Consider the following 14,949-nt stretch of genomic DNA (forward strand, 5'->3'; position numbering starts at 1 on the left):
TGAGAAATGATGGATTACGTGAAAGTAAGATCCAGCACGGTGGCCGCGGTCGGCTACGACGACTCGGCAGGAGCTCTCGGCGTGCAATTCCTCAACGGCAGTGAGTACCACTACTTTGCGGTCCCTAAGTCCCTGTTTGACGGCCTTAAAAGTGCGTCCTCGGTCGGGAGCTACCTGAATAAATTTGTCAAGGATGCCGGTTACCAGTTCAAGCGAGTCAGATAGAGGAGCAGCACGAAAGGACAGAGACACACTATGATCGAGCCAACCATCACCTGCCCGAAGTGCAGCAGCGAAATAAAGCTGACTGAGTCGCTCGCCGCCCCGTTGCTCGCGCAGGCCCAGAAGCAATTCCAGCAACAGCTTGCTGCCAAGGAAACAGAGTTCGCGAGGAGATCCGAAGACCTTCGCGCACAGCAGGATGAGGTGGCAAAAGCACGAGAGAAAATCGACGATCTGGTCGCGGCCAAGTTAAGAGGCGAGCGCTCGCAAATCATCGCAAGCGAAGCCAAGAAGGCCCGCGATGCAACAGCCCTTGAGCTCGAGAATAAAGACAGAGAAACTTCAGAGCTTCGGGAGCTATTGGCAAAGAATAACGAGAAACTTGCCGCCGCCCAGAAGGACCAGGCAGACCTGCTGCGCAAACAGCGGGAACTCGAGGACGCCCAAAGGGAGCTGGATCTCACGATTCAGAAAAAGGTTCAGGAGGAACTTGCCAGCGTCCGGACGAAAGCCAAGCAGGAAGCCGAGGACGAGCTGAAGCTCAAAGTCTCGGAAAAAGACCAGCAGATCGCCGGTATGGCCCGCACAATCGAGGAGTTGAAGCGAAAGGCTGAGCAGACTTCACAACAGGCTCAAGGTGAGGTCCTAGAGCTTGAACTGGAAGAAGTGCTCAAGGCGCGATTTCCGACGGATGTGATCGAGCCAGTGGCGAAAGGCGAGCTCGGCGCCGATCTTGTTCAGCGTGTCAATGGCGCGATCGGGGTTCCTGCGGGGCTGATTTTGTGGGAATCAAAGCGCACCAAGAACTGGTCGGATGGATGGCTTCCAAAGTTGCGCGATGATCAGAGACGTTGCGGGGCCGATATTGCATTGGTGATCTCGAACGCCCTTCCCAAGGACATCGAAAACTTCGACTTTGTGGACGGGATTTGGGTCGCCCATCCGCGCTGTGCAATCCCGGTCTCCGTAGCCTTGCGGCAGTCTCTTGTAGCGGTCAACAGCGCTCGGACAATGCAGCAGGGGCAACTCAGCAAGGCTGAGGAGGTTTATCAATATCTGACCGGGAAAAGATTCCGGCAGCGCCTCGAGGCGATTGTTGAGCGCTTCAACGACATGCGTGAGGATCTGGACAAAGAACGGAAGTTCATGACGCGGGTATGGGCGAAGCGCGAAAGTCAGTTGACGACCGTCATTGAGTCCACGATTGGAATGTATGGAGATCTGCAAGGCATCGCGGGTAAGGCCATGCCTGAAATAGAAAGCCTCGACACTCCACTCCTCGACGGTCCCTCACCCGGCGCGACGGCCCAGTAGCAGTTGCGGTCCAAAACACTTTGGGCTTGTCAGGTGCGCAACCCGAATCAGGACAAAAGTATTGTTAGCGGGCCCCCCTCTGCAGCCGGCTTAATGGCTGCGCCGGGACACGGCGTTACGCGGGTCCGAGCCGGCAGGCTGTAACCCGCCCCAGCAGAAAGGGAGGCGGTCATGGGACATGGCTGCCGGACAAAGTCTGTTCACGTCATCGCCTATTTGCGCTGGCGTTTTGGCAAAGCTAGAGCATGTTTGCTCTCATTTCTGGTCCCTTCCGGGACAACTTGACTTCGGTTTTCAGCAATTCAGGCCCGGCTCAAATTGGCTGACGATACCGGGGACACGTCGCCGGTGGGAGTGCTGCGTAGCGAGACCTGGCCGATCGATCGGGTCTCGTTCGTTGCACCATACATCCATTTCCTTTCCGGCCCCTTCCCGGCGCCGCGCTTTAGCCTCATCAGGGCCTTGTCGGTCCTGAGCTATCGAGCGGCGAGACTGTGTAAATGGCGCATCAAGCGGTTTCCTGAGCAATGACATATCCTCTCCATCTTCTTGGCTGGAAAGCATTTCAGGACCTCTGCATTGCGCTTGCCGAGGAATGCCTCCGCCGTCCTGTCCAGAGTTTCCTACCTGGCAACGATGCCGAGCGCGACGGCGCGTTTATCGGCCGATGGGACGGAGACGATCCGGCTGCAGGCGTGTCAACTATCCAATGCAAATTCACGTCGAAGCCGTCGAATCTGACGATGAGCGTGCTCAGTGATGAGCTGGAGAGGCAACAAAGCTCGCTAAGCGGCGGTTGGCAGCCGACTACATCATCCTCACCAATCATGCCGTATCTGGCGCAAGCGAAATCAGGATCAAGGAAGCCTTCGAACAGCAAGGTGTGGGACGCTGTCGCGTGTTCGGCTACGATTGGATTGTAAGACAAGTCAAATCTTCGCCGCGACCTAGCGGCTGACCGTCTGCAGGGACGAATTTGCTCACCGAGGAATTGAAGCCCTCGGGACACAGCGCGGCAATGAGATTCTGCGCGAGGATCAATCCAGCGCAAGGCACTCGGCAAGACTCGCTTCATCGGTTGCACGCCCCCCTTTCCCTCGCCTCACGGACTCAGCGCGGTATTTCCTTCTCATCAGAAATCACACCCGGAATGCGAGCGTTGCGTCTTGCTCCCCATCGCCAGACTTTACTAACCACTCCAAGATGCACTAACCACTCCAAGATGCCGATTTCGACACTCGCCGCTGGGGCCCGTTGTCTGGACGCTGTTGAGGGCCTCTATGGGGAACATCATCCGCCGATCAATTTCAGCTTGTGATGTTAAGCGCGAGCGCAAGTTCGCTCTTCGCGGCCTGCTGGTCGCGTTTGCGGGCACCTTAGTACCGCCCCCGCTCAGGTCGCCGGGACTCGATGTGATTGCGGCGTTGTTGGCTGGGGCAGACTTGAGGCGATTGGCGTTGGGCCACGCTTTTGTGCAAACGAGTAACCTGCGGCAGATTGCTGGCCGAGCCCGGTATGCGCTCGACGCCACGTCCTAAATTCCGCAGCGGGATCTCTCCTGGGCAACCGTGACCGCGGCGAGCCCCAACATCACGTCGCCGGTGAATCCGAAATGGAGACGATAGAGCCACCAGATTGCGCAGCACCGGTCGAGATCGTACATGGCGAGCGCGCGCCTTGTTGCTGCGACCATCCGCGACATCGGCTTCATTCCGCGTGTCATCTGGAAACCTCGACGTCTCGGGGCCAGCGCTCTCCATTTGATGACTTTTAGGGCGATGATGGCTCGCTGTCCGGCACGTGCACCTGCAATGGATCGGGAGCTGAGATTGATGTTCGACATGCCGTTCTTTTCCGCGTTTCGAAGCTGTTTGCGCACACCTATATGCATGCGGTCTTTGCCGTAATCCTACGGCGAAGGTACTGCTTGCAAAACGCCCAGATCTGGTAGTGCCAATTGATAGGATTCCCATCCGATCAATACGCTCACGCGATCGCACTGCTATGCAAAGCCATTTGCGACCCTCGTGGCGGCTACGCGACCTTTGCTGCCAGCTCCTTGAGAATACCTCGTGCGTCCGCCAAGACTATCTAGGCTCGCATCGGCAGGTCCTACGCCGTTTCCGAGTAACCCCTCCAGGTCACCGGTTTCGCTACCCAAATTTGCGCGGACCCAGCCGACATCGAGCGCTGGCCTGCGGCCGAGCCCCGTCTGACCGCGCATGCAATTCTCGGTCGCCTCGCTAAGCAACGCCCCGAACAGTTCGGCCCGCACCACACCATCGTGCAGAGCTACTCAGAGGCAAAGCAGCCGAGACGATCATCCCACACGGCTAAAGCTGCGGCGCTGGCCGCGTGTCATGGGCATTCCGCGACGTCTCCAGTTCCTTCCGATCCTGCGCGCTATGGTGCAATCTCGGACTGGCCGATCGCCGGAGCTACATCGATCAAGCGAAAGTAACATCCTCAGATGAGGCAATACGGGGGCAATATGGCATGCCGGATGACAGGCCGGCGCCACGCAGACGAAATGGCCAGGATGATCGTGCTTCTCGTGGGCTGCCAGTGGGTCCGAGGATGCGTACCCACTGCGGCGCGAACAATCCACTGTTAGGTGGCGAATGTCTCTCCAGGTAAGGCCACCCGAAGTGATCGCAGGCCTCCAGCCCGGCGCGATCGGTTCACAGCCGGGTTGGCTCCCGTGTAAGCCTAACGAACCCTCCTTCGGCTAATTCGGCTTTGTAGGCCCGTCCGTTAAGTAGGATTGTGGTGGAGTTATCTGCGGTCGGCATGAAACCTTCTTCGCGCAGCTTGTCCATTAGGGCAAATGTAGCCCATTGCTGTGCTAGCGGCGTTCCGAAGCGCCGGTTCTCCGAGAAGAACGCTCCGAAGTCCGGTACCCCCGCCCGGCCGGCCCCAACCACTTGGTCCTCCGCAGGGTTATGAACAAGACGAACGCGATTGAACGGATCCAAACCGGCCGTGTAGCGGTGACCTAGGATTTCATAAGTCATCGTCGGCTGGTCCGAGTCCGGCAAGAGACCGCGGTGGAACAGCCTCTCAACCATCTCGTCAGGGGCGCTTTGCGAACCGTGGGAAAATCTTTGGGGAACGGCAAATGAGACATCTATCGCTTCCTCAGGTGCGGCAGGTGATGATGGTCCAGCTTCATTCATGATCTGACTGAACAAATCATGATCTTCCTGTGTCCAGACGTGCGCCGTTGGCGATTCTGGTGAACGGGCATTGTCAATCGGGTTCGGATCCATAAAGCTCTCCTTTGTGTTATGAGAACAAAGCCCTCTTGAAGATCTCCCGCAGGGAATGAGCTGAAGTTCGTCACGAATTCAGACATGGGCGGCTTCGTCATCGAGAGGCCAAGTTCGAGTGTTAAAGAGGCTGGCTTTCGAGAAGCTGACAAAGGTCGAAAAAGAAGACAAACCGCGGCCGCATCTGCCACGTCTGATCCGATCATCTCCGAGCCAAGTTTCATTCCGCCTGACCTCGCGCGCAGGCCTGCGTCGTGGATTGCGTTCACCTGGCGGTAAAGCTGGTTTGGAGGTCCCGGCGGACCGCGGTCAGACCCAGTCTTGCACCGAACATGTGCATTTCGATCTCTGCCCGCGATCAGTCGTCAGGCTTACGCTTCGAGCTTACGCTCGGGGCCGCTAACCAGAATGGCCGCCATAGCCGCGCCCCTGCACGCGGCGCGCGACCGGGGATCAGGATGCTTACTCGCTGTCGTAAAATTTGCTCTGCAATGTCTTGAGTTGCGTCGGATGTAACGCCTCTTCAATGCAGCCGAAAAACATCTGGCTTCTTGCATTGACACGCTGCCTATCGGTTGGGCCATGCTCCATGTCGGTTTGCAACGCGCGTACGGCGATCCAGTCCTTCGACGGATCCTTGAGCAACTCAAACAGCGTTCGGTTCTGATAGGGATGAAGCCGAAAGTGAGCGAAAGCGACCTTGGCTGAGATCTTCGCATCGCGCAGTGCGTCGGGAAGCGTGAGGAGATCCAGCCCGACCAGTTCTCCGATCTCTTGCATTTGATTCTGCACTTCCTGATATTGCTCGCGTCCCACTAGTTGGTACATTCCTCGTGGACGAAACAGCCAACCGTCGTCCGTCCCCACCTGGTTTCCGAACGGGTTACCCTCGTAACCAAGAACAAAGTTGGCCAATTCTTTCGGATGGCTGCACCAGCTGCCGGGTTTGATTGTCATTCGGCCCTTTAATTGCGGATTGTTGTCAATCACCTTTTGAACTTTCCGACGGCACGACGGTAGCGCTCGCGCTGTCGGAGCTGGTCAGGGTTGCGGAGACGGCGCGAGCGCGGCTGATGCGCACTTTGCCGGCCAGGCATTGGATCGCCCGGGCTGGTTGATGTCTTCACTGGGGTCACGGTCCTTTCCGAGGTCGCGCAGCGCCTCATGATGATGTCCGGGTCGGACGCCTCAACGTTTGCAGCGGAGTACGGTCGAGCCGCCACCAGCCGAATGAACGAGGTCGCCTCAACACCGTCCCAGCGGGACATCGCCCTCATGGATCAACAGGAGCGGCGATATCACGCAAAGGAGTGGATGACTATCGCCCAATAGCTCGCTGACCTGGTTGCGGAACTGCTGGCCGATCGCGCGTGGGAACAGCAAGCCGTATTCTTTGATCAAACTCCGGACCTGATTCTCGATGTCTCGGCGCATGGACACGAGCCGGGATCTCGCGACGAGTATCGGCGCGGATCTTCTGACTTTCCTCGCTCTTGACCTTGACTTCTCGATACCAACCAACCCGCACCAGTTCGGCCAGACCTCGAGCATCATTCTGATCGCTCTTGTTCATGCGTACGGACAAAGCCGCGTGGGCATGCCGCGCGTCGATGCAAACCACTGGGAGATCGACCCTACGAAGTTCATGCCATAGCCAGCTCGCCATCGCCCCAGTCTCAAATCCGATGCGCTCCGCTTGTGGCGCCCGCTTGCGAAGCAATGCCGCGAGTGCCCCGGGGTCGGACTTTGCCTTTCCTTCGAACAAGATCTGACCCACTTCGTCGACCACACATACTGACGTTTCTTTTTGCGAGACATCCAGCCCAACATATTGCTTCATGGCCCCCTCCGATTCGTAAGATTGCGGGAAGGCTTGAAGATAGCGGACCTTTTTGAGCCGCGGGCGCCGACCGCAATTACGTGATCGTCTGCAAGATATTGACCCCGTATTGCCTCATCTGAGGTAAGGCCGTTCCGCTCCCACCTTCTCGCGGCACATGGGGTATGCGAGTTTCACGATCTCTTTAAAGGGATCGGCGTGTGTCTATGCTTGACCATATGCTTAAGGCGGACGTGACGGCGCGCCGGCTGAAAGTGATCACGGAGACGGGACGCCGTAGTTGGTTCTCGAAAGACGACAAGGCCCGGATCGTCGAGGAGACGCTGGTATCAGGCGCGGTCGTTTCCGAGATTGCCCGGCGACACGGGCTGACCCCACAACAAGTGTTCACCTGCCGCCGGCAAGCACGCCGATTGCCGACGCCGATGGCTGACGATCCGCCGTTTGTACCGGCGGGTCGTCGAATTTTCGACGGGCGGTGGTGAACCGGTCGCCAGCCACGCGTCTATGCCGTTTACCACCAGTTGGCCGATTTCCGCGAATTGCAGGATGTCATCACCGACAAGCGGCACGGTCTCGCCAAGGCGAGCATCAGCGGCGTGCTCAGCGAAAGCTGCATCCGCGACGCGAAGATTATGCCCGATGACGTGGCGCATCTGGATATTCGGCGTCAAAACCGCAAGCGCTTCCGGTGAAAGCGCCACATGCCCTACGGAGGCCGCCCGTGCCACGTTGACACGCAGGTTCCATGACACGCTTCCAACGCTGTCATTCCGCGCCGCCGCCCCGCCGCTACCGCGCATGCTCCGCACTGGCACTGCTCTTGCTGATGAAACGGTAAACCGACCATTAGCATTGAAAGGTGTGCAGCAATGAGATCCATGGTGTTTCAAAAAAGTGCGGCCGGCATTGCTGTCAGGTACGCACCTCCGTTCTTACTGGGCCGTCTGCTGACACGGCGAAAAACCCTACGGCTGCGCCGAAAGCTGCCGTCCTGGACGGGCCTTGCGCTACTGGTGCTTGTCGTGGACATCCTGATGGCAGTGTTCGCTTGGGTCGCCGTCGGCTTCGTCCTGAACTGAGATGTCTCCCTTATGCAGGCAGAACGCTGCCAGCAGGTAGCCGATCTGGCCGACGAAGAGGCATCCGATGACGACGGACACGCCAGCGAAGAAGCCAAAGCCGGAGGCCTGAAATACGATCGCGGCGAGTACCGCGATTGCCGGAGACACTAGCACGATGGCCCAGACCCGAAAGAACAGGCCCGTCCCCAGTCCGATGATTGCGCTCCCTAGCAGGGCCAGGATAATCGTCACATTTCACTTCCAGTTTGAGTGCGAGCCGCACTGCAATCCATCATCTGGATCGCTCTAACAAGAATGGCGTTGTCCGCCGCGCCGACAATGCGGAGTTAGTGTTAACCTCGACGATGTCCTTAAAATTGATCCCAACGCGGGTCAGACCTCTGAGGGCCTGGTCTCGAAACACCGTGATCGGCCTTACCGCGGCGGACGGCAATCGGCGTTCAGTGTCCGTGCTGCTGGGCTTGCTATCCGCCAAGCACTTAGCTTGGTCAAGGCGAGAAACGCAGCGAGCGCGTTCGCTTTAAGTGAACGCAAAGGCGAGCAGGCTCGAGCAGAGCACCACCAGACCGACCGCGGTCAGTGCCAGGAAGCTGTCGGAGCCAAGGTCACGATTGCGCATGAAACATCCACGATTGCTACGTAGGAGCGAGGGCAGCAGTCCCGCCTTGGCTCGACGAGAGAACAACCGGCCACCGCCTCAAGCGCCTTCTGCCGCCAGGGCTCGTACTAGGTCTCGGGAAGGGGACACCGGCTGGAGGGATGCGGAGATCGTCGTGCCCACACATCACCTCTATTGGCCTGGGCGACATTAGACCTGCCTTGCGTTCGCATCGCGCGTTTCTTGAGGTGAGCCCGCAGCATTACTTCGTTCTATCGGATATGGCGCAGGAAAGCGGCGAGATGTCGGGCGTCCACGATCGGCACAAGCTGCGTCATCCTACCGATCTCATCGATAGAGAAAGTCGTCGGCGCAGGCGGCCGTAGCTTACGATGCGTTCGCGTGTCTCATCTTCTGTCGATCTCATACCGCCCCACCGTTTAATTCAGGTTAGCGCACAAGCTGTCATCATGGCAGGTTAGCCGAATTCGGCGATCGATTACAGGCATAGGTCAGTACGCAATGTACAGAACTGTGCCCCGCGTTTGCGGTAAGGACACGGGAGGTCAGCCCAGCGCCCGGCCCTGCCTTAGCCACCGCTAAATAATGAGTTCGGCCACCCCATGCCGCGCCGGACGTGGCGAACTTCAAGAATTTATCTTTTCTCAAATGTTTGCCGCGACCTTCCAGCACTGGCCGCAACGTTAGAGCCAGTCAGTCCTGCGGGGGCCCCAGATGAGGACATATCTGAGCTCGTATGTCTCGAAGCTATTCGCGGGGGACCTGGCGGCTTTCGGCGGCCCTGCGACAGACGAAGCGGTCGCAGGGCACATTCGCGCGGAGCAGATCTCCCTCGTGCTCGGTTACTCCCTGGGCATAATGCTGGCCAACGCCTGCAATGCGACGGTGCTTGCAATTGCCCTCTGGCACTCGCCCAACAGAAACTATGCCCTGATCTGGGCAGCTGCCGTGGTTTGCGGCGCGTTATCGATAGGCTTGAAGGCGCGTTTATCACGACGGATTACGAAGCCGCAGTTCGTCTCCCGACAGGCCATGCATCGGCTGGTGCGAAATGCGCTCGTTCTTGGAACCGCCTGGGCGGTCGTTCCGGTAGCTTTCTTCGCCGACGCCTCGAATGGCGGCCAACTCGTGATCACATGTCTTTGCTCCGGGATGCTCGCGGGCGGAGCATTCGCCTTCGCTACGATTCCGGTGGCGGCGGTTGCATTCACGGCTCCGATTTTTGTGGGTACGGCAATCTGCCTCGGCAGAAATGGCGATTTCGTCTATCTGCTCGTCGCTATCCTTGTTGTGGCGTATGGCTTCGTACTTCTGCGCGGCGTTTTCGCCCATTCTTTCGAATTCACGAAACGCACCATTGCTCAATTGGAAGCCGAACGGAGGGTCCGGCGGGATCCCCTGACCCACTTGCCGAACCGTTTCGCCTTTAACGAAAGCCTCGAAGCTGCCCTCAACCGGCTGGCTCGCTCGGGCGAGGAATTCGCGGTTTTTCTCCTTGATCTCGATCGCTTTAAGGAAGTGAACGACAAATTCGGCCACCCCGCAGGAGATGAGTTCCTCGTTCAGGCCGCGGCGAGACTGCAACGATGCGCGCGTGAGACCGATACCGTCGCGCGGATCGGCGGGGACGAATTTGCGCTGATCGTGACCAATCTGGCCAAAGTAGAAGACGCGTTGGAAATCGCCGAGCGCTTCGTTGGCGCTTTCGGCGAACCATTCCTGATCGAAAGACGCGAGATCGCGGGCGCGACGAGCGTCGGAATCGTGTTGGCCCCGCGCGACGGCAATACGCCTAATGAGCTCCTAAAAAATGTCGACCTTGCGCTCTATCGCGCCAAAAAAGCGGGGCCCGGAACGGTTCGCTTCTTTGAGGCCAGCGACGACAAATCAGCGCGCGATCGCAGCGCGCTGCAACGGGATCTGGAGGAGGCGATCGGGAAAGACGAGCTTTTTCTCGTCTACCAACCGTTCTTTGATATTCGCGAGAACCGAGTAACCGGATTTGAGGCCTTGCTGCGCTGGCAACATCCTGTCCGTGGAGTCATTTCGCCGGCTGAGTTCATTCCAATTGCCGAAGAAACCGGCTTGATCCACCCGATCGGTGAGTGGGTGGTCCGACGCGCCTGCTCGACGCTGTCGAACTGGCCCTCTGATCTCAGGGTCGCCGTGAATTTCTCTGCAGCTCAATTCCATAACACCAGCATCCTGCAAACAATCGTGCAGGCTCTGGCGGAGGCCAGAGTTGCCCCTAGCCGCCTTGAAATCGAAATAACGGAGTCGATGCTGATTTCAAAGTACGGGCCGGCATCATCGATCCTGAATTCACTCCTGCAACTGGGGGTGACGGTGGCGCTCGACGATTTCGGAACAGGATTTTCGTCGCTGACCTATTTGCTAAAATTGCCTTACACCCGCATCAAAATCGATCAGTCCTTTATACGCGACATGCTGACACGGCCGGATAACGCGGCGATCGTAAAATCAATAATCACGCTGGCGCAGGATCTGCACATTGGTGTGGTCGCGGAAGGCGTCGAGACCACCGAGCAGCTCGGGTGTTTGCGCCAAACCAGCTGTGATGAAGTCCAAGGATATCTCATCGGTCGGCCGGTATCAGCCGACCGCATCTTCGCCCTGCTCGAAAATAAGCAATGGTCGACGCCTGCCGCTTGAAACGCCTTGTGCAAACCGACCGACCATCATGCCGCGTGAGGCGCTGGCATCGCTAGCGGAATCAATGACAAGATAGGTATGTGACCGACTTGCGATATCACCCTACGGCATCCAAGTCCGCGCCGTGGCGTTTGCCCTATGGAAAGGGGCGCGCTACTGATCGGATTGGATATTCACCAGTATCTCGCCGGCGACGATTTCGGGGTCTCCAAGATGGAGATCATGCAGACTCGCTTGAACGAACTCCATGACCTTTTTGTTCGCTTCATTGGCGCTTTCGCGATCCTCGAATATCATCACTGCAACACCGACGCCTTCACCTCCGTCCAGGACATAGTACGACTTGAATCCATGCGATTCCCTTAGGATTTGACCGACGCCGCTTTTCGCGCGGCGGGCGGCATCCGCAACCGAACGAACATTGGTGTACTTGCGAATGAACTGGTCCCGGTTGTCTGAACAAAACTTCCGCGTCGATAAGTGGAGCGTCTGCCGGGGTTAGGCCGCCGCGCGGAGCGGAGGAAGATCGAAGTAGGCTTGATCCGGGGTGCGGTCGTCAAGGCTCGAATGTGGGCGACGGCGATTGTAGAAGTCGAGATACCGGCCGATCGAGTTACGGGCCTCGCTGACGTTTTCATAGGCTCGCAGATAGACCTCCTCGTATTTGACGCTGCGCCACAGCCGTTCGACGAACACGTTGTCCCGCCATGCCCCCTTGCCATCCATGCTGATGGCGATGCCGTAGCTGGCAAGCAGACTGGTGAACGCCGCGCCCGTGAACTGCGAACCCTGGTCGGTGTTGAAGATTTCCGGCCTGCCATGACGAGCGAGAGCATCCTCCAACGTCCCGACGCAGAAGGCCGCCTCCATCGTGATCGACAGCCGCCACGACAGAACACGGCGTGTCGCCCAGTCCAGCACCACGGCGAGATAAACGAAGCCGTGCGCCATTGGAATGTAGGTGATGTCCATGGCCCAGACCTGGTTCGGCCGCGTGATCTCGATGCCGCGCAGCAGATACGGATAGATCTTGTGACTGGGCTCGGGCTTGGTGGTGCGCGGGCGGCGATAGAGCGCCTCTATCCCCATCCGCCGCATGAGCGTCTTCACATGCCGGCGGCCGATCTTGCACCCCTGCAAAGCCAGCAGGCCTCGCAACATACGCGAACCGGCGAAGGGATACTCCAGATGCAGCCGATCGAGACGCTGCATGATCTCGAGGTCGGCTGAAGAGACTGGACGCGGCAGATAGTACACGCTGCTGCGGCTGACCTTCAAAATCTCTGCTTGCTTGGTGATCGGTAGATCGTGTTCACAATCGATCATCGCTTTGCGCTCAGCCATCCCGCCTTGGTGAGCGCGCCTTCTAAAAAATCGTTCTCCAGCGTCAGCTCTCCGATCTTGGCGTGCAGCGACTTCACATCGACCGCGGGCGTGGCCGGTGTCCCGCCTCCCGGTCCGAAAATATCGGAGGCGCCGCCCTCAAGCTGGGATTTCCAGGCCGTAATCTGATTGGGATGAACGTCGAAATGCTCCGCCAACTGGGCTATCGTGCGATCGCCCTTGACGGCGGCCAGCGCCACCTTCGCCTTGAAGGCCGGTGAGTGGTTCCGGCGCGGTCGTCTGCTCATGGTTTCTCCTGTTCACGGCGATTATCGCCGCTGTCAGGCAGAAATTCCACTTATCGTCCTGTCCAAATTTGTGGAGCCGGCTCTGAATGACCACGTACATTGAAGCACCACGCGTCTCATTTCCATCCTACGTATCAAAGCATATTAGGTCGGCGCCGGACTAGGTCCTAGTTCCAAGGCCGGGCATGTTGCGACTTGGCTATATCAAAACCGAGCATGAAGAATCCCGCATCCAAACCAGATAGACGTCGCTGCGGCTGGAGCGACGCGCGATCGCTATTCGGAGGCAACAGACGTAGATGGTGCTTTTTGAGTATCACGTGATACCAAATCTGGGACTAGACACGACACAGCGCCAAATGGATGACCGAGGAGGACTATAAGTATCTTCTGCGAGGCGATATCCTGGGTCTTCATTAGGACGGACCGTCGAATCTTCGTTCACCTTCGCGAAAGACTTTTTGTTTCGTGGAAGACCTTTTGCCCGATAGATAGAAATGCCTGCCTACCGCTCAACGAACAGTAATTCATCGCGAAACGAGACCGCATCGCAGAATTTTAGCTTGCCTCGCAAGACCGACCCGTTACCATCGACGGTTGGCGGCGGATGATCCGCGCCGACGTTCAACTACGGACGCCGCGAAGGTCTCATTTTATTCAAGAACCTTATGCTAACTGGTACCTGATCGTCGCGGCCGGATGTACGCCGTGGCATCACGAGCGGCGGCTTTCGTGCCGGGGTTCTTCGCGTGGAGAGGCTCCAAAATCAGCCGCGTCATCATTGCTTGGGTGAGGCATCTGAACAGTGGGCTCGTCTCAGACGCTATTCATGGAGAAACCGCTCGTTAGAGTGAATTTCTTGAATGCTGAGACAGTCTTCTACGATCAAAAACTTTCATTTGGTCACATCTGAACGACGGCATCCTCTCCGACAGGATCGCGCTCGCGCCAAAATCGAGGTCCCTCAAACCAGACTTTTTCTGCATCGCCAGAACTGGGATCACCGACGTGCAGCGCACGAATCGGAGCTTTGCCGGGCGGCAGGCCTTCGAGCCGCCACGTCTTCTCCAGCAGGAAACACGGATGTGCTTGACTGTGCATGTCAGGAGACTTGTCCCCGGACCCCGGCTTGCTGCAACAGCGGTAGCACAGCTTCGCCGAAAAATTCGAGATCTTCGCGAAAATCATAGAACGAAATCTGCATCCCGTCGCAACCCACCTTGTTCAGGGCGATGAGCCAGTCCGCAACCTGCTCTGGGCTGCCAATCAGGTGCACGTTTCCGCCAAGTATGCGCTCGTGCGGCACATGATTGTTCCAAGCCTTGCTGTCGCCACTCTTGAAGTGGTTGGCGTACCCGGCGGCGGCTTCCGTGTCCGCCAAGCGGATGATGTCGTCATAATAGGCCCTCGCCTCTGCTTCCGTCTCCCGGCAAACGATCATCGGATTGATAATGGTGCGAATATTGCGGCCCAAACTTAGCGCCTCAGCCTTGAGTTTGGCCGTATGAGCTGGCAGCGCCTCGACTGCACGCTCGACGTTGGCGCCGGCAGGACTGGTGATGAAAGCGAGATCCGAGTGCCGCGCTGCGTAGGAAAATCCCGCTGGTGATCCGGTTGCGCTCACAAGAATGGGCCGCCCGTAGCGGGGCTTGGGACGCACGAACGCGTCCTCAAGACGCCAGAACTGACCTTCATATGTGAAGTTATGCTGCGATTGCCAAAGCCGCTTCGCAATGGACATGAACTCATCCGCCATCTCGTAGCGAAGGTCATGCTCCTGGCGGCGCATGCCGAACATGAGCGGCTCTGCTGGAGAGAACCCGGTCACGACATTTATGCCGAAGCGTCCCTTCGAGATGTGATCGGCGGTGGCCGCGAAACGTGCCAGATGCATCGGGTGCCACGGGCCGTAGAGGATGTGGATAGTCGAGAGCAACAGCAATCGTTTGGTGAGGGCCGCGAGCGCCGTGACGGTCATGAACGGGTCGATCGAATCTTCTCGAAACCGGATCTTGCCGCCATAGCCGCCTGCACGAACCCATTCCGACAAGCCGAAGACCAGATCGAAGCCCAGTTCCTCGGCTCGAAGCGCGAGCGCTGCGTTGTAGTCGAACTCCCACGACGTCGAGCGAGGTGCCGCGGATGCGGACCAGCCTCCACTTTGTGTCGGCAGGAAAAGGCCGAGGATCATCGGCTGGCGCAGCACGCGCCCGAACGGACTATCGTCGAAGTCCGCCGGGGAAGGCGTCCCGTGGAGACGAGGATCTAGATTCATTTCAGTTCCGATTCAGGACAG

General features: G+C 58.1%; 13 protein-coding genes and 1 pseudogene. 5 read left to right on the forward strand and 9 right to left on the reverse strand.

Going from position 1 to position 14,949, the window contains the following annotated elements:
- The first annotated feature begins 6 nt into the window (after nt 1–6).
- Together ACVWW6_RS01470 and ACVWW6_RS01475 are read left to right on the forward strand one after the other, a co-directional pair.
- Nucleotides 7–225, forward strand: coding sequence for a KTSC domain-containing protein (locus ACVWW6_RS01470; RefSeq protein WP_456679976.1), 219 nt, complete (start codon nt 7–9; stop codon nt 223–225).
- Nucleotides 226–255: 30 nt separating this feature from the next.
- Nucleotides 256–1,536, forward strand: a complete 1,281-nt coding sequence (locus ACVWW6_RS01475; RefSeq protein WP_456679977.1) for a DUF2130 domain-containing protein — start codon at nt 256–258, stop codon at nt 1,534–1,536.
- Nucleotides 1,537–3,070: 1,534 nt separating this feature from the next.
- On the opposite strand, the gene ACVWW6_RS01480 is transcribed toward ACVWW6_RS01475, so the two are convergent.
- The 4 genes and pseudogenes from ACVWW6_RS01480 to ACVWW6_RS01495 form a co-directional block, all read right to left on the reverse strand.
- Nucleotides 3,071–3,379, reverse strand: coding sequence for a hypothetical protein (locus ACVWW6_RS01480; RefSeq protein ID WP_246740496.1), 309 nt, complete (start codon nt 3,377–3,379; stop codon nt 3,071–3,073).
- 838 nt (nt 3,380–4,217) lie between these two features.
- Complete coding sequence (locus ACVWW6_RS01485; protein WP_097669482.1) at nt 4,218–4,805, reverse strand: hypothetical protein; 588 nt, start codon at nt 4,803–4,805, stop codon at nt 4,218–4,220.
- 462 nt (nt 4,806–5,267) lie between these two features.
- Nucleotides 5,268–5,795 (reverse strand): hypothetical protein, encoded by a 528-nt coding sequence (locus tag ACVWW6_RS01490; protein WP_245570187.1) that lies wholly within the window; start codon nt 5,793–5,795, stop codon nt 5,268–5,270.
- A 282-nt stretch (nt 5,796–6,077) separates the two neighbouring features.
- A pseudogene (locus ACVWW6_RS01495) lies at nt 6,078–6,645 on the reverse strand (IS110 family transposase); the annotation flags it as partial.
- Nucleotides 6,646–6,851: 206 nt separating this feature from the next.
- Here ACVWW6_RS01495 and ACVWW6_RS01500 point away from each other — a divergent pair.
- The gene (locus tag ACVWW6_RS01500; protein ID WP_456679978.1) at nt 6,852–7,130 is read left to right on the forward strand and encodes a transposase; all 279 of its coding nucleotides are present in this window, start codon (nt 6,852–6,854) and stop codon (nt 7,128–7,130) included.
- A gap of 39 nt (nt 7,131–7,169) precedes the next feature.
- Entirely contained in the window at nt 7,170–7,340 is a 171-nt protein-coding gene (locus ACVWW6_RS01505) for a hypothetical protein (RefSeq protein ID WP_179880042.1), read from the forward strand.
- 315 nt (nt 7,341–7,655) lie between these two features.
- On the opposite strand, the gene ACVWW6_RS01510 is transcribed toward ACVWW6_RS01505, so the two are convergent.
- On the reverse strand, nt 7,656–7,961 hold the full coding sequence (locus ACVWW6_RS01510; protein WP_456679979.1) for a hypothetical protein: 306 nt from the start codon (nt 7,959–7,961) through the stop codon (nt 7,656–7,658).
- A 1,102-nt stretch (nt 7,962–9,063) separates the two neighbouring features.
- Here ACVWW6_RS01510 and ACVWW6_RS01515 point away from each other — a divergent pair.
- Nucleotides 9,064–11,022, forward strand: coding sequence for a putative bifunctional diguanylate cyclase/phosphodiesterase (locus ACVWW6_RS01515; protein ID WP_456679980.1), 1,959 nt, complete (start codon nt 9,064–9,066; stop codon nt 11,020–11,022).
- A 153-nt stretch (nt 11,023–11,175) separates the two neighbouring features.
- Here the strand turns inward: ACVWW6_RS01515 and ACVWW6_RS01520 are convergent, their stop codons facing one another.
- The 4 genes from ACVWW6_RS01520 to ACVWW6_RS01535 all read right to left on the reverse strand — a co-directional run bounded on the left by ACVWW6_RS01520 (nt 11,176) and on the right by ACVWW6_RS01535 (nt 14,928).
- A complete protein-coding gene (locus ACVWW6_RS01520; protein WP_456683107.1) occupies nt 11,176–11,460 on the reverse strand; it encodes a hypothetical protein in 285 nt (94 codons plus the stop codon).
- A gap of 60 nt (nt 11,461–11,520) precedes the next feature.
- A protein-coding gene (locus ACVWW6_RS01525) for an IS3 family transposase (RefSeq protein WP_085974147.1) occupies nt 11,521–12,653 on the reverse strand; the annotation gives its coding sequence in 2 pieces (ribosomal slippage) (nt 11,521–12,398 and nt 12,398–12,653; 1,134 coding nt in all).
- Between the two features lie 903 nt (nt 12,654–13,556).
- Nucleotides 13,557–13,754: a hypothetical protein gene (locus ACVWW6_RS01530; protein WP_456679981.1), complete on the reverse strand. Its 198-nt coding sequence runs from the start codon at nt 13,752–13,754 to the stop codon at nt 13,557–13,559.
- A 1-nt stretch (nt 13,755) separates the two neighbouring features.
- Nucleotides 13,756–14,928, reverse strand: a complete 1,173-nt coding sequence (locus ACVWW6_RS01535; RefSeq protein ID WP_456679982.1) for an LLM class flavin-dependent oxidoreductase — start codon at nt 14,926–14,928, stop codon at nt 13,756–13,758.
- Nucleotides 14,929–14,949 lie beyond the last annotated feature (21 nt).

It is taken from the genome of Bradyrhizobium sp. USDA 3311 (assembly GCF_054062495.1).